The organism is Microvirga rosea (genome assembly GCF_020595095.1).
GTDB lineage: Bacteria > Pseudomonadota > Alphaproteobacteria > Rhizobiales > Beijerinckiaceae > Microvirga > Microvirga rosea.
This window is the reverse complement of record NZ_JAJDOP010000010.1, coordinates 59,188-81,863: the sequence shown is the minus strand read 5'-3', so window position 1 is coordinate 81,863 and position 22,676 is coordinate 59,188. Positions and strand designations below refer to the sequence as shown.

Annotated in this window: 15 protein-coding genes; 5 read left to right on the top strand and 10 right to left on the bottom strand. The window is 61.9% G+C overall.

Annotated elements, in window-relative coordinates; genetic code table 11:
- Positions 1–61 precede the first annotated feature (61 nt).
- Positions 62–1,399, top strand: coding sequence for an oxygen-independent coproporphyrinogen III oxidase (gene hemN, locus LJD17_RS19810; RefSeq protein WP_227385933.1), 1,338 nt, complete (start codon positions 62–64; stop codon positions 1,397–1,399).
- Between the two features lie 6 nt (positions 1,400–1,405).
- Here the strand turns inward: hemN and pbpC are convergent, their stop codons facing one another.
- The 4 genes from pbpC to LJD17_RS19790 form a co-directional block, all read right to left on the bottom strand.
- On the bottom strand, positions 1,406–3,490 hold the full coding sequence (gene pbpC, locus LJD17_RS19805) for a penicillin-binding protein 1C (RefSeq protein ID WP_227385932.1): 2,085 nt from the start codon (positions 3,488–3,490) through the stop codon (positions 1,406–1,408).
- 14 nt (positions 3,491–3,504) lie between these two features.
- Positions 3,505–8,748, bottom strand: a complete 5,244-nt coding sequence (locus tag LJD17_RS19800; protein ID WP_227385931.1) for an alpha-2-macroglobulin family protein — start codon at positions 8,746–8,748, stop codon at positions 3,505–3,507.
- Between the two features lie 81 nt (positions 8,749–8,829).
- Entirely contained in the window at positions 8,830–10,548 is a 1,719-nt protein-coding gene (locus tag LJD17_RS19795) for a chloride channel protein (protein ID WP_227385951.1), read from the bottom strand.
- A 151-nt stretch (positions 10,549–10,699) separates the two neighbouring features.
- The gene (locus LJD17_RS19790) at positions 10,700–11,113 is read right to left on the bottom strand and encodes a lysozyme inhibitor LprI family protein (RefSeq protein ID WP_227385930.1); all 414 of its coding nucleotides are present in this window, start codon (positions 11,111–11,113) and stop codon (positions 10,700–10,702) included.
- A gap of 72 nt (positions 11,114–11,185) precedes the next feature.
- Here LJD17_RS19790 and LJD17_RS19785 point away from each other — a divergent pair, with 72 nt between their 5' ends.
- The gene (locus tag LJD17_RS19785) at positions 11,186–12,595 is read left to right on the top strand and encodes a peptidoglycan-binding domain-containing protein (RefSeq protein ID WP_227385929.1); all 1,410 of its coding nucleotides are present in this window, start codon (positions 11,186–11,188) and stop codon (positions 12,593–12,595) included.
- A 4-nt stretch (positions 12,596–12,599) separates the two neighbouring features.
- Here the strand turns inward: LJD17_RS19785 and LJD17_RS19780 are convergent, their stop codons facing one another.
- From LJD17_RS19780 to LJD17_RS19755, 6 genes are all read right to left on the bottom strand, one after another.
- Positions 12,600–14,411, bottom strand: a complete 1,812-nt coding sequence (locus tag LJD17_RS19780) for an ABC transporter ATP-binding protein (protein WP_227385928.1) — start codon at positions 14,409–14,411, stop codon at positions 12,600–12,602.
- A gap of 348 nt (positions 14,412–14,759) precedes the next feature.
- The gene (locus LJD17_RS19775; protein WP_227385927.1) at positions 14,760–15,302 is read right to left on the bottom strand and encodes an MOSC domain-containing protein; all 543 of its coding nucleotides are present in this window, start codon (positions 15,300–15,302) and stop codon (positions 14,760–14,762) included.
- A 53-nt stretch (positions 15,303–15,355) separates the two neighbouring features.
- The gene (locus tag LJD17_RS19770; RefSeq protein ID WP_227385926.1) at positions 15,356–15,805 is read right to left on the bottom strand and encodes a DUF488 domain-containing protein; all 450 of its coding nucleotides are present in this window, start codon (positions 15,803–15,805) and stop codon (positions 15,356–15,358) included.
- 12 nt (positions 15,806–15,817) lie between these two features.
- The gene (locus LJD17_RS19765; RefSeq protein WP_227385925.1) at positions 15,818–16,390 is read right to left on the bottom strand and encodes a cyclase dehydrase; all 573 of its coding nucleotides are present in this window, start codon (positions 16,388–16,390) and stop codon (positions 15,818–15,820) included.
- Positions 16,391–16,398: 8 nt separating this feature from the next.
- Positions 16,399–17,574 carry a zinc-dependent alcohol dehydrogenase gene (locus LJD17_RS19760; protein WP_227385924.1) on the bottom strand — a complete coding sequence of 392 codons (1,176 nt, stop codon included), beginning with the start codon at positions 17,572–17,574 and terminating at the stop codon, positions 16,399–16,401.
- A gap of 131 nt (positions 17,575–17,705) precedes the next feature.
- Positions 17,706–18,143 (bottom strand): NUDIX hydrolase, encoded by a 438-nt coding sequence (locus tag LJD17_RS19755; protein ID WP_227385923.1) that lies wholly within the window; start codon positions 18,141–18,143, stop codon positions 17,706–17,708.
- Positions 18,144–18,329: 186 nt separating this feature from the next.
- On the opposite strand from LJD17_RS19755, the gene LJD17_RS19750 reads away from it, so the two are divergent.
- The 3 genes from LJD17_RS19750 to LJD17_RS19740 all read left to right on the top strand — a co-directional run bounded on the left by LJD17_RS19750 (position 18,330) and on the right by LJD17_RS19740 (position 22,674).
- Positions 18,330–19,124 carry an inositol monophosphatase family protein gene (locus LJD17_RS19750; protein WP_227385922.1) on the top strand — a complete coding sequence of 265 codons (795 nt, stop codon included), beginning with the start codon at positions 18,330–18,332 and terminating at the stop codon, positions 19,122–19,124.
- A gap of 240 nt (positions 19,125–19,364) precedes the next feature.
- A complete protein-coding gene (locus LJD17_RS19745) occupies positions 19,365–20,375 on the top strand; it encodes an ABC transporter substrate-binding protein (protein WP_227385950.1) in 1,011 nt (336 codons plus the stop codon).
- Positions 20,376–20,484: 109 nt separating this feature from the next.
- On the top strand, positions 20,485–22,674 hold the full coding sequence (locus LJD17_RS19740) for an ABC transporter permease (RefSeq protein WP_227385921.1): 2,190 nt from the start codon (positions 20,485–20,487) through the stop codon (positions 22,672–22,674).
- Positions 22,675–22,676: the final 2 nt, after the last annotated feature.

The window sequence follows — 22,676 nt, the reverse complement described above, 5'->3', positions numbered from 1 at the left end:
TGCGCGACCGGGCTTATCCCGCTCAGTGACGCCGGCTGTTGCCGGTGAGCAGGAAGAGCTCATGACCGATCAACTCGTGCGCCGGTACGGCAGCCTCCCGGTGCCGCGCTACACATCCTATCCGACAGCAGCCGAATTCACCGTGGCTGTAGGCCCCGTGCACCAGCAGAACTGGCTGAAGCGGCTCGATCCTCGGTCCAGCGTATCCGTCTATCTGCACGTGCCGTTCTGCCGGCAGCTGTGTCATTATTGCGGCTGCCACACCATGGTCGCGCGCCGCGACGAGGTCATCGATCGTTACCGGGACGCCCTTGAGAAAGAGATCGCCCTCGTCTCCTCCCATGCGGCGGACCCATTGCGGATCGCCCATCTTCATTGGGGCGGCGGCACGCCGAGCATTCTTGGGGTCGATGGTCTCAAGTCCGTTATCGACACATTATCTCGCTCCTTTATCTTCTCCGACGAATTCGAACACGCCATCGAGCTTGATCCGCGGTTTGTTGACGGCTCGCTCGCGCAAGGTCTTGCGGCCCTTGGCATCAATCGAGCCAGCCTTGGCGTCCAGGATCTTGACGATCTCGTGCAAGTGGCCATCGGCAGGGTCCAACCCTTCGAGGTGGTGCGAGGCGCCGCCAAGCTTCTTCGAGGCGCTGGAATTACGCGATTGAACTTCGATCTCATGTACGGCCTGCCGCGTCAGAGCATCGAGTCGATCCGGCGAACGTGCGAGAAGGTTCTCTCCTTAAGCCCCGATCGGGTCGCCTGCTACGGCTATGCTCACATGCCGCAGCGCAAATCCAATCAGCGGCTCATCGATGCGGCCGCCCTACCAGGTTCGGAAGAGCGCTTCCTGCAAGCGCGAGCGGTATCGGAAGCCTTCACCGGGAGTGGTTATGTGGCAATCGGCCTTGATCATTTCGCCCGGCCGGACGATCCTTTGGCGCTTGCAAGCCGATCCGGCACGCTGCACCGCAATTTCCAAGGCTACACGGATGATGATCATCCGACGCTTCTGGCGTTCGGGGCATCCGCCATCTCGCAACTGCCTGACGGATACGTCCAGAATGCTGCGCATGTCGGCACTTATGTGAAGGCGATCGAGGAAGGGAAACTGGCTGCGGCTCGTGGCTATCGCCTGACCCTGGATGACCGTGCCCGTGGCGACATCATCGAATCGCTCATGTGCAACTTCACAGCCGATCTCAGCGTACTCGGGGATCCTTCAACTTACATGGACGAGCTTGCTCTTCTCAGGCCATTGATTGCGGACGGCTTGGTCAAGCTCGATCGTCATGCCGTTACCATGACGGATGCAGGGCGCCCCTTCGTCCGTCTCGCCGCAGCGGTTTTCGATCAATTCAGGGCCGAGGACGTATCACGCTTCAGCGCCGCCGTCTGAAGCCGATCACTCCACGCGGACGGTAATGCTGTCGGTTGCCCCTTTGGCATCGATGACGGACAAGCGCAGAAATCCTGCACCCTGAGGCTGCCAGACGGTTTCCCGGCGCAGCGACGCCGTTTCAACGGGAGCGCCATCCACCATCCAAGTCAATGGCGGCGTTCCTCCGCTCGACTTGAGCGACAAGGAACTCCGTTCCTCCAAGGGTTGCGACAATCCCAGGTCGACCCGAGAGCCATCGAGCGGGAAGGTGATCCTGAGCGGAGCCTGAACGGTGGACGCAAGAGTCTTCGGAACATCCTGACGAATATGCCGGAGCGGCGGCGGCAGACTTGCGGTCGTTGCCTGAAGGGCAAAGGGTGGGATCGGCAGTGCTTCCGGCTCAATTCCCAAACGACCATAGGCATCGAAAAGAATAGGCGCCGCACTGGTGCGTCCGACGAGACCTGGAACGGCGGTACCATCCGGCCTCCCGATCCAGACGCCGATCGTGTAGGTGCGGTCATACCCGATCGCCCATGCATCGCGGTATCCGTAGGACGTACCAGTCTTGAACGCGAGCCGCCCGGCAAGGGCATTGTCCGGCGGCGGCGCGCCCCGCAGGATATCGAAAACATACCAAGCGGCTACCGGCTCCGCGATCCGTCTAAGAGGCTCCTCGCCCGAGGTTTCGCCCTTGCGCCGCACCAGCCGGGGTACGTCGCCTCCCCGCGCCAGCCCAGCGAAGATACGGGTGAGATCGGTGAGCGTGATGCCGAGCCCTCCGAGGCCGATAGCAAGCCCGGGCGCAGCCTCCTTCGGCATGGAAATGACAATCCCTGTCTGGTGAAGCCGCGCCAGCAGGCGGGCCGGTCCCAGTTCGTTCAGCAGCTCGACTGCGGGCACATTGAGGGAAAGCTGGAGTGCACGGCGCGCCGTAACGGTCCCTTGGAATCCGAGATCGAAATTCTCCGGCTGATACACGCCGTAGCGCGACGGCCTGTCATCGAGCAAGGTTTCGGGATGCGCAATGCCATTTTCGAAGGCGAGCGCGTAAATCAAAGGCTTCAACGCCGAACCCGGAGACCGAACGGCCCGGGTCATGTCGATGGCTCCCCCACGTTCGCGGCTCATGTAGTCCGGGCTGCCAACCTGCGCGCGGATTTCTCCTGTGGCATTGTGGATCACGATGATCGCAAGAGACAAAGGCGCGTCGAACCGCTCGATCCGCTCCCTCGCCAGACGCTCCAGGTTCGCCTGCAAGCGAGAATCGATCGAGAGACGCAGTACTCGCTCCGAAGGCTGTTCGGCGACGACTTGCTCCGCCGCATGCGCTGCAAGCATCGGGAAGGCGTGGCGTTTCTTGGGAACCGGTTCGGTCTTCGCGGCCTCTGCTTCGGCAGCTCCGATGACACCGCGCGCCAGAGCCCTGTCGAGAACGCGATCACGCGCCCGACGCGCGGCCTGCGGATCCCGGTCGGGGCGCCGCAGCTCGGGCGCTTGCGGGAGAGCGACCAGCAGCGCCGCCTCCGCGAAGGACAAGCGCTTGGGCTCACGGCCGAAATAGGACAGGCTTGCCGCCCGCGCACCCTCCAGGTTGCCGCCATAGGGCGCCAGGGTCAGGTAGAGCGTCAGGATCTGATTCTTGCTGAACCGCCGTTCAAGCTGGATCGCGCGAACAACCTGCCGAAGTTTCGCACCGAGCGTTCGCTCCTCACGCGGCTCAAGGAGCCGTGCGACCTGCATGGTGAGGGTCGACCCGCCGGATACGATGCCGCCATTGCGCAAGAGTTGGGAAGCTGCGCGAAGCATGGCGAGAGGATCGACGCCGAAATGCCGCTCGAATCTTGCATCCTCATATGCCTTGAGCATCGCGAGATAATGCGGGTCGACATCCGGCGTCTCGATGGGCAAGCGCCAGCGGCCCTCCCCCGTCACGAATGGCCGCAGAAGGCGGCCATCCCGATCGAGAACCACCGTTGAGCGCTTTTCCGCAACGCTCAAATCGAGCGGTCCGAGCCCCACCACATAGCTCCAGAGCGCAAGGCCCGCCAGGGCGATCAGGGCGGCTGCCCCGGCGACGATCGGGCGGAGGAAACGGAGCGATAGCATAGAGCTCCCCGACATCAGGGCCTTGCTTGCACGACCTCGACGGAACCAAAGCCTGTGCGTCCAAAGCGCTCAGGACGATACATATCCTCGATTTGCGCTGCGGGATGCACATAGCGGCCGGGCGAGACCGCGCGCACCATATAGGCCACCGTGAAGAAGGCGGATTGCTCGGAATCACGATCGAAGGCGACAACGAAACGATCATCCCGATACTCGGTATGGGCCGGTTCGACGTCCCGCTTCAGCCATGGCAACGCGGCAACGGTGTCGCTGTCCACGAGCTTCGGATTATCGATTTCGAATCCTGCCGGCAGGCGATCGACGAGAAGGACACGTGCCTGTCTGGCCTCCGTTTCCGTGACTTTCAGGACAACCACCAGGCGCTCGTTCTGCCGGACACTCGTCGGCTGGACCTGCGTCCCATCCAATTTGTAATAGGTCCGCTCCACCGTATAACCCCGCGACACGCCCGGTTCCGGCTCCACCGGATTACCTGTCACCGTGACAACGGCCTGAACGGCCGCCGGACCGGCGTTTGAGACCGTGATGGGCATATTCCCCAGCGCGGCATCGCGGTAGGTCCGATAGAAAGCTCCTTTTCTGCTCTCTCCGTCCACCTTCAACACCATCGCCTCGGCATCCCGTGCGACGGCCTGAGCCGCCAGAACGAGCCATGCCTCTTCCTGGGTGCTCGTGCGACGATTGCCGCGCTCGTCGTCGATGATCTTGGCAACCGGCGTCATGACGGCCGGAATGTTGTCGGTCTCGGACGCAAGGGTCAGGAGGCCTGCCCCGTCGCGCAAGCGCGAGCCGTAATCGCTGCGGAAACCTCCCGTGTCCCGCTCGGCTTTCAACTGCTCGACAGCAGAAGCAAAAGCCTTCTGCGCTCGCCCTCTGTCTCCGAGGAGTGCGAGAGCGGCGGCGATCTGGCCCCGCGCCAACGGAGAGGCGAAAGCGCTCAGCTTCGTATCCGCAAGGTAGCGCAGATCACCCATGACCGGGCGCCCGTTCCGGGCCAGAACATAGGCCGCGTAAGCCAAGGTCGCGGCGTTGTCCTCAACCTGGGTGGTGTTGGCAACGAAGTTCCTCAGCCGGTCGAGCGCCAGCGTGAAGCCGACCTGCGGCACCGCGAAACCACGCTCCCGTGCGCGGGTCAGAAAATCCATCGCATATGCGTCAAGCCATAGATCGTCTCCGCCGACGGTCCAAAGACCGAAGGAGCCGTTGGAGTCCTGACGTGCCAGAATGCGCTCGATCGCGGCTCGGACCCTCTCATCCGCCTTCTCGTCGAGGGAGAGCTTTTCCTCCTCCGCGAGCTTGTTGACATACAGAAGCGGCAGCGCACGGCTCACGATCTGTTCCGTGCAGCCATAAGGATAGCGGTCGAGCGCTTGCAAAAGTCCAGGAACGTCGAGGCTTGCCAGCGGCGAGACCGAAAGGGACACCGCGCCGGTGCCAGCCAGGATGTCGTTCACGAGGTCCTTCGAGAGGGAAACACTCGCACCGGGATTGATGCTTTGGATCGTCCTCCGCGCCAGCGATCCCGTGCCGGGTTGGATCGTCAACGCGAAACGCTGGGACAATTCCTCGACGCCCGGCCCTTTCAGCCTGACGTCGATAATGGCCTGCCCCTGTCCACCGGCCGTGACGGGAATGGTGACTCCGCCCTTGGCCTTTTCGGCGAGACGGATCGTTGATCGCATGGCGTCTGCGGTGACAATCACCGGTCCCTGGATATCCAGATCGATCGTGTAGTCACCGGCTGCACCCTCGACATTGTCGATTTGGAGGAAGAACCTCGAACGGTCTCCAACGGCAAGGAAACGCGGAAGGGTACCGGCCACGACGACGGGATCGCGCACGATCACATCCGAGGACGCCTGGCCGACCCGGTCCTTTGTCCAGGCAACCGCCATCACCCGAACAGTACCGTTGAACGCCGGCATATCGAAATCGACCTGGGCGACGCCGTCTGCTCCCACCTTCACCACGCCGGAGAACCGCGCCAGGGGTTCCTGGGTCGGAGGAATGCCATCGAGCGGCTTCGGCTCCATGTCTCCGCCGGAACGGATAGCGCCTCGTGTCCCCTGCATGCCGTCGATGAGATAGCCGTAGAGATCGCGGATTTCAGACGACAACTGCTTCTGCCCGAAGAAATGACCTGTGGGATTGGGGGCCTCGTAACGGGTCAGGTTCAGGATGCCCACATCGACGGCGGCCACGGTCATCCAAGCTTCTTCGCCAGGTTTCAGTCCTTCCACCCGGATCGGCAGGCTGAGCGACCCGCGCGGTCTGATTTTATCGGGAGCGTTGAGGTTGACCGACAAGGCGCGGGCCTCCCGATCGATCTCGAACCATGCGGTGCCGAGCGCACGGCCCGGCATGCGGCGCGCGGCCTGGTCGAGAGGGCGATGGGCCATGACGACCATATAGGCGCCGGGCCCCCACTCGGCCTTCACCGGCACATTGACGTCCGTCCCGCCCGCCGCAACATTCACGACCCGAATGTCATGAACGCGGTCGCTGACAACCGCGAGGGTCGCCTTGCCGGCGAACCGAGGATTGAGGTGAAGCCTCATGCTGTCGCCCGCGCGGTAGCTTGTCCTGTCCAAGGACATATCGAGAAGATCCGGCGTGTCGGCTGTCTGATCGCCGGACCACCCGACCGTGAAGGACAGGCTCGTTTGTGCCGTCTCCCCGAGATCCGCGGCACTCACGTCCAGCCTGTACGTCCCCCATTCCACCGGCGCCGTGATACGCGCTATCGCATCCGGCTTCACGTCGAGGCGCCCGTCCGCAACGCGTTTCGTGTTCTTCACCGGCTCATAGGTCCAGCGTCCGTCCGAATTATACCATTGGTAGCGCCGCTCGATCTTATAAAGGCTCCATCCGACATTGCCGCTCGCCAGCCGCTTGCCTGACGGATCCGCCAGCACAATGTCGAAGGTCGCGTTCGCGCCCTCGCCGAGTTGTCCGGAAAAGTTCTTGCGAACGGCGACCACCGGTCCCTTGGGCAGAATCGGCAGCGTTATGCTGCGCTCGATGGCCCGCCCTCCGGGCTCGGCAATCCGTAGCGTGAAGCGCCCTTCCAGGGGGCGCGGAGCCGCGATGCTCTGGACCGGAATTTGCAGGCTGGCGCGGCCTTGCGCATCCGTTGTTGCGGTTTGCTCGATCTCGACGGTTGCAGCCTCGATGGATTCGTCGTCAAGACCGGTGGTGTAGCCCTCCAGCCCCTTGATGCCGTTACTAGAGGCTGCGGCGACCGTGACCTCGCCCGTCACTGCGAGATCCGAACCCGGAGCGCCGTAAAGATACCGGGCAGACAGGTCGATCGGCGCGGGCTGTCCCGGCACCAGGGCTGCGACCTTGGGGGTCAGGGTCAGCTCCAGTCGCTCGGGGACGTAGTCCTCGACCAGGAAACTTGTTTCTCCGATCAAAGGTCCCTTTGGATCCGTGTAAGCCGCGACACGCCAAGTCCCCCTCAAGGAGCCCGGAAGGATCGGGATGGAAAGGGCCCTGCCCCCGAGCCCCTGGTCCTCGACGAGGGCACGGCGATATTCAACGCCGTCCGGCCGCCGGACGACGAGTGTCAGGGGGATGCCCGGAACGGCGATGCCTTTGACATCCCGCAACAGAGCCGTCAGGGCCACCGTCTCGCCGGTGCGATAAACACCCCGCTCGGTATACAGATAGACATCGACGGAACCTGGGACTGTTCGACCTTTGACACCACGATCACTCAAATCGAACGCTGCGGAACCAAGATCGAGGAAACCGTAATCGGAACCTGTCGTGGCCACGAGAAGACCCGGCGCCATCCCGCCTTCGCCTCGCGCAAGACCCGGGTCGAACTGAGCAACGCCGGAAGCGTCGGTTTTCCTTGTTGCAAGCACCTCATTGTTGCGGGCGATCAGCCGGATCTCCACGTCCGCACGGGGTTCGGCGGTCGCAAGGGAGCGAACGAAAGCTTGCACGCCTCCCTTGCCTGTAAAGGCCGTAAGACCAAGATCGGAAACGACGAACCATTGCGTGGCAATGTTCCCGTAATCGTCATCCCCGGCACTGCTGCTTGGACCTCCGTCATTGGGCTTGGCCGTCATCACATAGATGCCGGGCTCGAGTTTGCCGACCGCGTCAATGACCGGGAACGCAGTGATCACATCACGGTTGAGGTCGCTTGCGGTTTCGAGCGTGCCGTTCCAGATCTTGACGCCCTTTTCCCGCCCGATTTCTGCAGCGGAATAACGGGAAAGCTGGCCGAGAAAGTCATAGGAACGGACTGTCGGCAACAAGCTGCGGTCGCCAATTCGATAGACCTCGACATCCACCTTCCGGGTGTTGACCGAGACGACGGGAATTCCCTCCTGGCCCGTGCTGGGCAGAACGTAGTTGCGGCCCGTAAATCTCGCCTGCGGCGAACGATCCCGCACATAGATCTCGTAGTCGGCCGATGTCAGGAGATTTTCTCCCACGGCCGAGGGCAGGCCTTGCCGCACCACGAGAGCATATCGCTCGCTGTGCTTCAGACCATCGACGCAGAGCTGCGATCCCTCCGCGGAAACCGCCGCATTGGCATTTCCAGAAACCGCGACAAACGGCGCGAAATCAACCTTTCCTGCCGCGAGAGGATCGGAAAACTGGAAGCATACGCGCGGTGAGGCCGAGTCCGAGTCGACCTTGAAGTCGAGAATTCTGAAGCCGTGCTCTTCGCGAAGTGGCTCATAGACCGCCCGCACGGACGGATCGTCCTTGAGCTTGAGGCTGGCCGCATAAGCATTGAGCGACGGCCGCCACATCTCCTGTGCCGCATAGACTTGGCCGAGAAGAGCCAAAGCGGCCGCTTCATCGGCGGGCCCGGCCGCTTTCTGATAAGCCGCGAAGGCGGCAGCCAGGCGGCGGTTCTGCAATTTTTCCCGTGCTTGCCAGTCGTTTCCGGGATCGACGGCCAATGCTGCCCGGACATATCCGGACCAGTTCGCGAAAGCACCGGGTTCAACCGCAATGGCGGACGTGAAGAAGCCGAGAGCCTGATTGGCAAGACCCAGATTCAGCTGAGCCTCGCCTTTGCGGCGCAGGACAGGACCTGTCCCGTCGGAGGCCCTGCCGGTGCCTTCTTTCTTGAGCTCCTGCTCGAGCCGGATGGCCTGGCTGGCAAGCTCCTCGTTCACGTAGGACTTCAGCGGCTGCTGGGCCTGCAGCGGGAGAGCCCCCGAAACCAATCCGGCAACAACGATCAGCGCGCGAACCAAGTGACGCATCACCGGAATCTCCCCTGCCCCTTAGCAATGCTTGAGCCTAGCATCACGGCAGGACGGAACCAAGATCGCCGATAGGGACGCTCAGCCCTGGCGCTCCTTTCCCACGCTTTCATTCACGGTCTCTTCGCCCAAGGCGCCACGATGAGCCTTGTCGAGCTCCTCGCTGTAGCGGCGAAGAAGGTGGCTCTCCGTCAAAAGGCCAAGGACTTTCCGGTTGCGGGCATTGTCGACCACGGCGAGTTCTTCGCTCTGGCTCTGATCGAAGATGCTGGCGGCCTCCTTCACGTTCATGGCGGGAACCAGCATGTCGTCCCGGTAACGGAGAAACTGCGCGATGCTCGTCTCAGCATCCACGTCCAGCTCCGCCGCATAGGCCTCGGGCACGAGAACGATGCCCGCATAGTGCCCGTCCTCGTCGGCGGCAACGACCCGTTGAGCGGACCCGAGGGGAAATTTGCGCCGAAAATCCGCCAAGGTCGTAGGTACCTGGATGGTCTTCACGTCGCGTCGCATCATCCGGCCGACCGTGAGGTTGCGCAGCCAGCCCACATCCTGGGCGCTTCGAATGGTCTCCCCGCGAAGGTGAAGGCGCCATGTCGAAAAGGAATAGCCGAACGTTTGGCGCACCACGATGGCGGCCATGATCGAGGCTGTCAGAACGATACCGCTGATCGCCAGATCACCTGTCGTTTCAAGAGCCAGGAAGGTAATCGTCAGAGGTCCGCCGACGATTCCGACCGCGAGCGATGCCATGCCCACGATGGCGGACACCACGGGGTCGACCACCAGCGGCATGACGGGCCCTGCCACGATGGCAAAGATCTTGCCGAGAAGGGCCCCGAGCAGGAGAGAGGCAAAGAACAGCCCGCCGCGAAAGCCTGATCCGAGCGACACGGCGGACGCTGCAACCTTTGCGGCGAAAAGGAGCACCAATGCGCCAAGGCCGAGGCCGGCCTCGAGCTGAATATGCAGGGCTCCGTGCCCGGCCGACAGAACCTGAGGCACGAAGAGCGCAAGGCCCCCGACCGCAAATCCCCCGACCGCGGGCCTGAAGACCGGCGGACAGCCCGTTCTGACAAACGCTCGCTCGACCAGCGTCACAAGCCGCATGATGCCGACCGAGATCGCCCCTGCGACAAGTCCGAGGATCAGGAAGGGAAAGTAATCGGCGGCCGATAGCTCCGGAATCGGAGGGACTTCGATCAGGTTCGGCGCCGTGTGGAAAAGCTGGGTCACCAGGACCGCGGCTAGAGTTGCGGCCATCACCGGGGCGACCGTCGCAACCGAATAGACCCCGATGATCAGCTCGAAGCCGTAGAACGCCCCCGTGAACGGTGCGTTGAATGCCGACGCTATGGCTCCGGCCGCGCCACAGCCGACCAGGACCCGAACGTCGCTCCGGCGAAGGTTCAGCTGGCGAGCCCCCCAGGAGGCGATCCCGGATCCCATCTGCGTATAGCCCGCCTCCAAGCCGACGGAAGCACCGAAGCCGTTGGACAGGATCGTCTGAGCCCCGACGATCACGCTGTCGCTCAGGGACAATCGCCCTCCGTGAAGGGCATTGGCCTCGATCGGGTCGACGAGGTGGGTCGTTCGGTACCGGGAAACCAGCCAAGCGCTCAGGCCGACGAGGCATCCGCCTATCGCCGGCACCAGCGCTTGACCTGGCTTGAGTTCGGACAACGCACTCAGGTTGTCCGTCAAGGAAATGTCGAAAAGGACGCTGTGGAGGAGCCGCGTCACGAAACCCATTGCCGAGACAATGATCCCCGCAAGGACGCCAACGAAGGCCGCCAGCATCACGAACGGCACCTCCCGGCGTCGGATCAGCGCCTGAAGCCGTGGATGATTGAGCAACTGTAAGGGTGAAAAGGCAATCACGATGAAACCACGGGCCAGATGGGCCGTGGTTTGTCACGAGGCCCCAAGGGTGTCAAAGAGATAAAGCGGCCTAGCGATTGAGATAACGGGCGGTGAGTTCCTGGGCCCTGATCTTCGTTTTCTCGAGATTGCAGGCGAGCGTGGCAGGGCCCATGCCGGTGCCCTGGGACCACTCGTAGCCGACCGGCTCGCCGCAATCCGCGTCGCGGAACGCAACCCAGGCGCGTTGGGCTTTCTGAAGCGCCTGTTTCCAGCTCTTCCGCTGATCCGCGTTCATCATATCGCTTTTGTCGATCGAGGCCTGCGCCTTTTTATAAACGGCGTTCAGCTCGCCATCCGCCACCTTCAAGGCCTTGTCCAAACATTCGCTTTGGGCATAGGTCGATGTCTCGTTGGTGCAGGGCCCCTCCGGCATGAACTGGGCCTGGGCAACGTCCGAGGCAAAGAGGAACCCCAAGCCGACGAGGGCAGCAGAAAATCTCATGGTCGCATTCCGTGATCTGGTTTTTGAAGGCTGGCTCTGCGAAAATAATCCGACCGATAGGGGAGATGCCAGATGAAATGCGCCCGATTGCGCCGAGCCTTCTACTTTTGCGCGCTTCTTTCGGCATATACGGGACAGGCGCCGTGGAGTGAAGTCCAGGCACAGGCTGGAACCCCGGCCCGGACCGCCGATCCGGCGGCTGCGGCGGCGCTAGACGCGGCACGTGCCGCCTTCGAGGCTCTTTCCGAAGCCGACCGCAAGGCGGTCCAGGAAAATCTGATCTGGTCCGGCGACTATAGCGGCGCAGCGGATGGGACATTCGGCCGGCAGACCTTCGATGCGATCTCGGCGTACCAGACGAGAAACGGCCGCCAGGCGACAGGGACACTGAGCGCCGCAGATCGCAGCGCCCTGCAGGCGAATGCGCGAAACATCCGTAGTTCAGTCGGATTCGACATCGTCACCGATGCCAGGACCGGGGTCCAGATCGGCGTCCCGCTCAAGCTCCTCCCGAAGCAAGGCGATAATCCGAACGGCGGCACCCGGTGGCAGAGCCAGGACGGCAAGATTACCCTCGACACGCGGGTCGCTCCCCCGGATTCGACGCTGCAATCTCTCTATGATCGCAACGTTGCCATCAAGACTCCCGGCCGGATCGTCAGCTACAAGGTGCTCAAAGCGGACTTTTTCGTCATTGCCGGAGAAACACCCACAGGCAAGTTCTACTCCCGGTATGCCGGCGGTCCACCGGGAATACGGGCGTTTTCCATCGGATACGACAAGTCCGTCGCCGCTCAGCTCGATCGCCTCGTCGTGGCTATCGCCAACGCCTTCGTGCCGTTTCCGTCCTCCGCCGCGCCTGCGGTCGCATCCACAGCCGTCACCCCTCCTGCTCAGCCGTCGGCCGTCGTCAGTGGACAGCCCCCCTTCGGCACCGGCCTTGCCGTTGCGCCGCGACAAGTCTTCACCGCGGCTCCCGTCGGGCAATGCAAGGATCTGCGCGTTGGCGGCTTGAAGGTGCAACAGGTCAAAGGAAAAGGCCCCTTCCTGTTGGAAACCGCGCAGGACCTCAACGCCAAACAGGTACCGCTGGCGGCCGATACAAGCGTGGAAGCAGGACAACGAGCGGTCGTGCTGGCGTTCAACAACGATGGAAACGGGCCGCAATTGGTGACTGTCGCCGGAACGCTCGCCGACGGCTCCATGATTACGGCCGCCCTGCAACCCGGAGCCGATGGCGCTCCCATCTTCGGCCAGAATGGCGCTCTGGTTGGACTGGTGCAGCCTCTTCCTGCCAATCCGCGCAAGATTGCAGGAATCATCCCGAGCGCGCCCTACCCCATGGTTTCATCCGCCGCCCTGAACGACGCTTTTCCCGGGTTTATCCAATCGCGAACGAATACGGCGGCGCCCGTCCTGAGCGCCGCCGATCTCGTCAATGTCGTCAAGGCCTCCGTCGTGCCGATCATCTGCAGTCCCTGACCGACTACTCTGCCGCCTGCTCCTGACGTTCCGCCCTTCCGAAGTCGAGACCCTGGTGATCGCAGAGGCGGCGGTAAAGGCCTCTTCTTTGGTAGAGGCTTATATGCGTTCCCTCCTCGACGATACGACCCTTGTCGAACACAAGGATCCGGTCGAGGGCGCGAACCGTCGAGAGCCGATGCGCGATCACGATGGAGGTCCGGCCTTCCATCAGGCGCTCCATGGCCTGCTGGATCAGCATCTCCGATTCCGAGTCGAGGGCTGAGGTTGCCTCATCGAGGATCAGAATCGGTGCATCGGCCAGGAAGGCGCGTGCAATCGCCACCCGCTGCCGCTCTCCGCCCGACAGCTTCACGCCGCGCTCGCCCACAAGCGTTCCATAGGCTTTCGGCAGGTGCATGATAAAGTCATGCGCATTGGCAAGCCTTGCGGCTCGCTCAATCTCCGCCATCGAGGCGCCGGGACGCGCATAGGCGATATTCTCGGCAAGGGTCCTGTGGAAAAGGATTGGTTCCTGCTGAACAATGGCGATCTGCGCTCTCAGGGATGCCTGCTGCACGGCAGCGATATCCTGCCCGTCGATCAAGATGCGTCCGCCGGACACGTCATAGAGCCGCTGAATGAGCTTCACGAGGGTCGTCTTGCCGGATCCCGAAGGCCCGACGAGACCCACGCGCTCTCCCGCCGCGATGGTCAAGGACAGGTCCCGGTAGAGCGGTGTCTCATGTCCGGCATAGTGGAACAGCACATGATCGAAGGCGATCACGCCCCGCGCGATGCGTATGGCGGGTGCAGACGGACGATCATCGATACCGATGGGCTCCGCATGGATCGCGACCAGTTCCTCCATGTCGTTCACGGAGCGGCGCAGGTTGTTGATGTGCATGCCCACGTCACGCAGATAGCCGTGAATGACGAAGTAGGTCGTAATCACATAGGCGAGATCGCCGGCCGACGCCTGACCCTGCCACCACAGCCAGAGAGCAGTCCCGATGATTGCGGCCCGAATGAGCAGAAGGGCAACCAGCTGCATCGTGCCGCTGTTCGTGCCACGCTTCCAGATGCGCTGGGTCCGGTTCTGCCATTTCGCCAGAACCCTCGTCAGTCGCGTGTCCTCGCGGGTCTCGGCGCCGAAGGCCTTTACGACCGCGTTGCAGCTCAGAGCATCGGCGAGCGTGCCTCCAACCTTCGTGTCCCATGCGTTCGCCAATCGCGCGGCAGGGGCAACGTACAGCGTCGATAGGAGAGCCGTCATCGTGATATAGCCGACCGTGCCGATCGCAATGACGATTCCCATGATCGGCCAATGCAGACCAAGCACGACCATCGACCCGATCAGCACGACCAATGACGGCAGCAAAGCCAGCAGGATCGTGTCGTGCAGAAGATCCAGCGCCCACATGCCGCGCGTGATCTTCCGGACCGTCGAGCCGGCGAAGCTGTTCGCGTGCCAATCCGTCGAAAACCGCTGCACGCGAGCGAATGCATCCTGGGCGACCCGGGACATGACCCGCAAGGTCAGCTCGACGATTCCGTAGAACGCGAGATGGCGCATGACGACCATGACCAGGCCGAGCCCTGTCATGGCCATAAATGCCGTTACGGCATTCGCCAAAGCAGCATCGCGGTCGCTGCCTCCAAGGGAGATCGCATCGACGAGGCGTCCTGCGAAAACCGGCATGAAGACGTCGGCCAGTGTGGACGCCATCATGGTCACGACGATGAGAACGACGAAACGTGGTTCACGGCGCCAATGACGGAAAGTGAAATTCAGGACATCGCGGGTCGCGTCCCCGCGCTTCTTCTGCTGGATCATCGGACGATCGGTCCGCGTTCGGGCGGACCTCTCCTGCTGGCAAGGCGGCATCCGCGGCGACGGCCATGCGTCACCGGTGCTCGCTCACGACGTTGAAAACTGGAAAATGGTTCCGGGCCCTGCGGCCCGCGCGGTTCAGCCTAAAGCTTGAACACGGGAGGAACATTGCGCAAGCGTGCGACAACTGCCATGCAATCCTCCCTCGTTGAAATGAACCTGTTGAGAGACCTAACTCAAATGGGGAGCTTTGGCAACGCTGAAAGGTATCTTTTCAGCCTTCGCGCCGCCTCCCGGCCATCAAAAGATTTGATCTCAATGATCACAGCCCTGCCCGGAGCTCTGTCGTCGTCAAACCGGCGCCAATCGTTTGTGGGGCGGCGCGGGTAATTCAATGCGGATGACATCACCCGGTTTCACCTCACCATCTTCAAGGACAATGCCCATCACCCCCGCCTTGCGGATGAGATGTCCCCTCTCGTCACGTTCGAGGACGGCAGCCATCATTCCCTTCTGGAAGCGATCGATCTGAATGCAGGGGTTGCGCAGGCCGGTGACCTCGACGACGGCCCGGTCGCCGCAATGAAGTTTGGTGCCGACAGGAAGCGCCAGAAGATCGACGCCGCGCGTCGTGATATTTTCCCCCAGCTCCCCGGCGGACACGCTGAACCCCTGGGAGCGCAGCTCATCGTGAAGTTCTGCCTGGATCAGGTGAACCTGGCGCAGGTTGGGCTGGGTTGGGTCCTTGGCGATCCGCGACCGGTGCTTCACCGTCACGCCCGCGTGGGCATCTCCTTCGACCCCGAGACCGGCGAGAAGCCTGATGGACTTTTGGACGGGCTTGCTGAAAGCATGACCTGGATGTTTGCTGACGGCCTCGATGATCGCGCTCATGAAATCTCCATACGCAGGCATGAGACGGATCCCATCCAGGCGCATCGAAATCCTTATACGACCATGAGGTCGATCACTTCCATCCCCTGTTGAGACAGGCGGTCCGATAAAATGCGGCGATGGCACTGCGCAGGGTCGCGCTCGAAGCAAAGAAGACAGATCGGCCGTTCTCTCGCCATGTCTGCCAGCACCTCAAAGGCCTCGCCGGCTTCCGGAGTGGCCAGCACCTCGTCGCAATAGATCCGGTGCATCAGAGCCGCGTCTCCGGCACGGGCAGCCTGTCGTCCTTCCTTGGGCGTTCCAAGGCGAATGAAATGCTCATAGCCGATATGGCGCTGCGCGAGCGAATCGCGCAGCGCCGATTTGGAAAAGCCCCGTTTCCGGGACAGGGCTACCGCGCGGACGTCCGCCAACACGGCGACACCCGCATTCTGAAGCGTTTCAAGGAAGCGGTCCGGATCTGCTCCCTCATAGCCAATGGTGAAGACGCGAGGATGCCCCATACGCCGGCCTTTTCACATGGACGGCTGCGGACGTCCGGGCCGTTGCGGCTCCTTGTAAGGACGCATGGCATCCGGGATTCGCATATCCCGTGGCACTTCGAAATCCCGCGCGGCACCGCGCATCTGCTGAGGTGGGCGCGGCAGCCCGCTACGATCGCTGTAATCGAAGTAGCGGCGGGGCTGAGGCTCCTGACCCGTAAGGGCATTGGCGCAGACCACATCAAGAACCGTGACCCCCGCGACGGCGCCGAACGCGACAGCCACCCGATCATGATGCGAATGCCGGTCGCGCAAGGCATTTCCGAGAGTCGCTAGATCCAAGGCATCGCCCGCAACCCGCCCCCAGATCCAGGGGGTCGGATCCCGTTGGGTGAGAATGCCGATGCCGGTGGCGATTTCACGGGCTCCGTAAGCACGGATCAGCCGCTCGTTCCCCTCCATGCCGAGCCAGCGCGCCATGCTTCTCGCGCCGAAGAGTTCGGCGGCACCAAGAGCAAGGCTGAACCATCCGAGCCCTTGAGCCAGAGTCTCGGCCGAGCCCGAAGGGCGGGTCTGGCGGGAACGCGTGTGACGATGATGAGCCATGGGACACCTCAATTCGGCTTGAGGACGACCTTGATGCAGCCATCCTGTTTGTCGCGGAACTTCTTGTACATCTCAGGCCCCTCTTCGAGGCCGACCGTATGCGTGATGACGAAAGAAGGATCGATCTGACCTTCTTCGATCCGCCGCAGCAGATCATCCGTCCAGCGGTTCACGTGTGTTTGGCCCGTCCGTATGGTGAGACCCTTGTTCATCATGGCACCAAACGGGATTTTGTCGAGGAGCCCGCCATAGACGCCGGGCACGGACAAGACGCCGGCCGGGCGGCACACATACATCATTTCCCGCAGCACGTGGGGCCGGTCGGACTCGAGCATGACCGCCTGCTTGGCGCGATCAAGCACCGTGTCGGGATGCTTCATCGAAACATGCGCTTCGAGGCCTACGGCGTCGATGCATTTTTCAGGACCTTTGCCTTTCGTCAGTTCATTAAGACGCTCGATGACGCTTTCTTCCTTGAAGTTGATCGTGGTCGCGCCGCCGGCCTGCGCCATGCTCAACCGCTCCGGCACATAGTCGATGGCGATCACCTGTTTGGCCCCGAGAAGAAGCGCGCTGCGGATCGCCATCTGTCCGACAGGCCCCGCTCCCCAGATCGCCACCGTATCGGTCGGCTCGATGTCGCATTGCACCGCAGCCTGCCACCCGGTGGGGAAGATATCGCTGAGGAACAGGAGCTTCTCGTCCGGGATGCCTTTGGGGACTTTGATGTGGGTCGCATCCGCATAGGGCACGCGCAGATATTCCGCCTGACCGCCCGGATACCCGCCTGTGAGATGGGTATATCCGAAAAGACCCGCCGTCGTATGACCGAATGCCTTGGCCGCCAGATTGGCGTTTCGGTTGGTCCGCTCGCAAACCGAGAAGTTGCCCCGGCGACACTGCTCGCACTCACCACAAATGATGGTGAACGGGATCACGACCCGGTCACCCACCTTCAAGTTCTTGATGGAAGAGCCCGTCTCGACGACTTCACCCATGGTCTCGTGGCCCATGATGTCGCCCTTCTGCATGCCGGGCATGAAGTGGTCGTACAGATGCAGGTCGGATCCGCAAATGGCACAGCTTGTCACCTTGATGATCGCATCCCGGGGATCCTCGATCTGCGGATCAGGAACAGACTCGCAGCGAATATCCTCCTTCCCATGCCAGCGCAGAGCTTTCATTCTGACCTCCCGTCAACGTCGTGGAAAGCCGGCCGGGTGCCGACCTTAATTAACGCTAAGGAAGACTTCTTGAGGGTCCTTGCGTTCCCTCAGGACGGAAAAATTCCCCTCTGAGGAAGACGCTCCAAAACTCAGACGTGAGCCGGAAGTCCACGGATAAGCTCGGCCAAAGCAGGCTCCAGAACCTGATAGGCCGCGTCCTCCACTTCGAACCATTGCGCCTCGCGCTGACCCTTTTCCCGCCAGGACTTGAGCTGCTTCGATACGGCCAGGGGGTAAACATCGACGCGACAAAGGTCGAAGTGCTCGGTCCGGCGCTTCCAATATTCGTAGGACCCGATGGGCTTACGCTGGATGGCCCCCTTCACGCCGGCTTCTTCGACGGCTTCCTGTGCGGCGGCCTTGTAGGGCTTCTTGCCCTTCATGGGCCAACCCTTAGGAATGAGCCAGCGTCTGGTCTCTCGCGACGTGACGAGAAGCACCTCCACCCTTCCCTCCCGGATCCGGAACGGAAGAGCCGCAACTTGGCACAGCGCGCTTTTGGAGAGCTTTTCGACGTTCTTTGGCATTCTTGTGTCAGGAAGGTCCTTGAGATGGTGGGGCAAATCTGATTGATTTGAGCCGGCTAATCAACAACCAAACTGCAAAGTTGTTCAATATCCAGCCGAACAGGGCTGGATCTGGACTTGTAACAGATCTGTGTGAACGCCTGACAACGCTTGCCAGGCTTAGCCTTTTCGGGGCGGAAGACCACCATGCCGGACGATTTGGAACTGAGATTTGACGCTGCCCGCGCCATCGCACGGGAGGCCGGGGGCTTGGCGCGCAAGCGCTTCCTCGAGAGGCCACGCTCGCAGCATGCGGACATGAAGGGCCCCCAGGATTATCTGACGGCCACCGACGCCGAGGTCGAGGAGCTGATCCGAGACCGCCTGCTGGCTCTTTTTCCCGACGATGCTTTTTATGGGGAAGAGGGCGGAGGCTCCTTCAAGCGTGACGTGTGGGTCGTCGACCCCATTGACGGAACGGCCAACTTTGCCAGGGGAATCCCCCATTTTGCAGCCTCCATCGCGTTCGTGCGCGATGAGAAGGTCGAGATCGGTGTCATTCTGGATGTGATGCAGGATGAGCTCTACACCGCCCGGCGCGGCGGCGGCGCGAGCCTCAACGGCAAGCCGATCAGGGTGAGCGGCCTGACGGATGCCCGTCAGGCGACGGTGGAGGCCGGGTGGTCGTCCCGCCTGCCCACGGAGGCTTATCTGTCGATGGTGGGGAGGTTGAAGGCGCTCGGCTTCAATGTTCGCCGGGCGGGATCCGGCACCCTTGGCATCGCCTATGTGGCGGATGGGCGGGTTGATGCCTACTGCGAACTGCACCTCAATTCCTGGGATGCCCTGGCGGGCCTTCTTGTGGTCGAAGAAGCCGGTGGATGGGTCAACGACTTCCTTGCCAAGGAGGGGTTGCGGAAGGGCAACCCCGTTCTGGTCTGCACGCCCGGGCTCGCAGATGCCGTCTCGGCGGCGACAGGAATCGGGAGAGAGCCGGTCTAGATACTGCTCAACGGGCCCGGCGTCCCCTCGCTTTTCCACAGCGAAGCTTGCGCTCCTGTCTCCTGAAAAGCCCATCACCAACCATCGTAAGGGCAATTCTGCCGAGATACGCCGAAAGACGCGCTTCAAAAGCCTTGACCGGATGGCACAATGGTTGGAGCTTAGCCGACCAACGAAAACAATATCTATTTCTGTGGGAGGATTCCTGTGACACTGAAAAAGAACTTCTTCGTGACCACGATGCTGGCCAGTGCGGCCACAGCTGTGTCGTTTCTATCCGCCGGCGCAGCCCAGGCCCAGGGGGCCCTCGTGATGTACTGCGGCGTGCAGGAAGAATGGTGCCGGGCCATGACCACCGCCTTCGAGCGGGAGACGGGGATCAAGGTCTCGATGACCCGCAAGAGCTCCGGCGAAATTTATGCCCAGGTGAAGGCCGAGGCGGCCAATCCCCGCGCGGACATCTGGTGGGGCGGCACGGGCGACCCGCATATGCAGGCCGCCGAGGAAAATCTCACGGTCGATTACAAGTCGCCGAAACTCGCAGAACTGCAGGACTGGGCCGTGCGCCAGTGGGAGCAGTCCAAGAACAAGACGGTCGGCATCTACTCCGGCGCGCTCGGTTTCGGCTACAACACGGAGCTGATCAAGTCCAAGGGCATCGAGCCGAAATGCTGGGCGGATCTCCTCGACCCGAAGCTGAAGGACGAGGTGCAGGTTGCGGACCCGAATTCCTCGGGAACCTCCTACACCCTGCTCGCCACGATCATCCAGCTGATGGGCGAGGACAAGGGCTTCGAATATCTGAAGGCCCTGCACAAGAACATCAATCAGTACACCAAGTCCGGCGCGGCTCCCGCCAAGGCCATGGCGCTCGGAGAGACGACCGTCGGCATCGCGTTCATGCATGACATCGTGACGATGGTGGTGGACAAGGCCCCCGTAAAGGTCGTCGCCCCCTGCGAAGGAACAGGCTACGAGATCGGCTCCATGTCGATCATCAAGGGCGCCAAGAACATGGACAGCGCCAAAAAGTTCTATGATTGGGCCCTGACTCCCGATGCCCAGAAACTCGGTGCGGAAGCCAAGTCCTATCAAGTGCCGTCCAACAAGAACACGCCCGTTCCGCCCCAGGCTCCCAAGCTCAGTGAGATCAAGCTGATCAACTTCGATTTCGCCAAGTACGGGTCGTCGGACGAGCGCAAGCGGCTTTTGTCCAAGTGGGATAACGAGGTGAAGAACCTGCCGAAATAGGCAGCTCGATCTCTTCGCGGCAAGGCGGCTCCGCCTTGCCGTTTCTTGTAACCTATTGATCGTTCCGCAAGGGAAACTCTCCTTGCGGAGCCTTCCTGTGAGGATGGACATGTCGCGGGCAACCCTTGGCTGGATTGTCCTGGGCTGGATCGGATACGCGGTTCTGCCTTGGTACGGCTTCGATCGGGCAGTGGCACCGACATTGAGTGAGTTCGTGATCGGCAGATCCGGGCTCGTGCTCGGCTTGAAGGGAGCCTGGTGGCTCCTCCCGATCCTTCTGCCCCTCCTCATGCTCCTCCGGCCTGCGCTGCGCCCTGACGGGGCGCTCCTGGCGAGGTGGCTGACCGGGGCAGGCATCCTCGGCCTGTTGTTGATCCTGATCCAGGGTTTTTCAATCGGCCTGAACGGATGGACTCTGGACGGCCTCAAGGCTTTTTTCGGAGAGCCGGGTCCTCGCCAGGCCGGAATGGGCTATGGTGCGGCCTTGACCGCAGCATCGTTCCTGATCCTGCTGTGCCACGGGCTCGCGGCGCGCGGATGGTGCCGGGGCGACACCTTTGTCACTTCGTCCATCGGCGTCGTTGTCGCCCTGATCATCGTTTTCGTTTTCTTTCCCGTTTCCACCATTCTGGCGAGCGCGTTCGGAGACGACAGGGGTAATTTTGCCCCAAGCCTTTTCATCGCGAAATTCACGGATCGCTCGATTTGGGGCCTCGATTGCCTCACCGGCGACCTTCGCTGCGGCGTTGCCTGGAACACGCTTTTCCTCGGCATTCTGGTGGCGTTCGGCACAACGGCTCTTGGACTCGCCTTCGCACTGATCGCCACGCGAACGACCTTCCGGTTCAAAAAGCTCCTGCGAGTCATGAGCGTTCTGCCGATCATCACGCCTCCCTTTGTGATCGGCCTTGCCCTGATCCTCCTTTTCGGGCGATCAGGCGCGCTTTCCGCCATTCTGTATGAGTGGTTCGGAATTCCCCGTTCACGCTGGATCTATGGCCTTCCGGGCGTCTTCATCTCACAGCTCCTGGCCTTCACGCCGATTGCCTTCCTCGTGCTGATCGGGGTCGTTCAAGGGATCAGCCCGACTCTGGAGGAGGCCTCCCAGACGCTGCGCGCGAAAAGCTGGACCACGTTTGTGACCGTGACCCTGCCGCTCATGCGTCCGGGGCTCGCCAACGCGTTTCTGCTCGGCTTCGTGGAAAGCCTTGCCGACTTCGGCAACCCTCTCGTGCTGGGGGGTAATTACGAGGTTCTCTCGACAAAGATATTCTTTGCCGTGGTGGGAGCCCAGCAGGACCAGGGCCGAGCGGCCGTCTTGTCCATCATTCTGCTCGGCTTCACCCTTGGGGCATTCTGGCTCCAGCATGCCTGGCTCGGCAAGAAGGTCTACACGACGGTGACCGGCAAGGGCGATGCGGGCATTCCGCTGCCGTTGCCTCGCCGCGTCGCGCTCGCATCCTATCTGACGGCGATTCCGTGGGCGCTCTTCACGATCGTAATCTATGCCATCATTCTGGTCGGCGGCTTCGTGCGCTCGATGGGACGCGATTACACGCCGACCCTCGATCACTTCCTGACGGCCTTCAGGGTGGAGAGGGCCGAATGGGGCCTCTACTTCTCCGGCTCCGCCTGGAACTCGTTCTTTGCCACCGTCAAAGTCGCGGCGCTCTCCGCCCCGCTGACTGCGGCCATCGGTCTTCTGACGGCTTATCTTCTGACACGACAGCGATTTTCAGGGCAGCGCGCCTTTGAATTCGGGACTCTCCTGAGTTTCGCAATTCCGGGAACCGTCGTCGGCGTATCGTATATTCTGGCGTTCAACGTGCCACCCATCGAAATCACCGGAACCGGCTTCATTCTCGTCATGTGCTTTGTGTTCCGCAACATGCCGGTCGGCGTCCGATCCGGGATTGCCACGCTGAGCCAAATCGACAAGAGCCTGGATGAGGCGTCCCTGACACTCGGCGCCCGCTCGTTCACGACCATGCGTCGGATCGTCCTGCCGCTTCTGCGGCCTGCGATCGTGGCCTCCCTGGTTTATTCCTTCGTTCGCGCCATGACGGCCGTCAGCGCCGTCATCTTCCTCGTGACGGCAGAATACAATATGGCGACCACCTACATCGTCGGCCGGGTCGAGGCGGGCGAATTTGGACTTGCCATTGCATATTCGACGGTTCTCATCGTCGTCATGCTCCTCGCGATCGTCGCGATCCAGTTTGCCGTCGGTGAACGCAGGCTGGGACGCCGCAGCGCCACCGCCAGTACAGCCCCTCTTGCCGTTCAGGCCACCCCATGAAC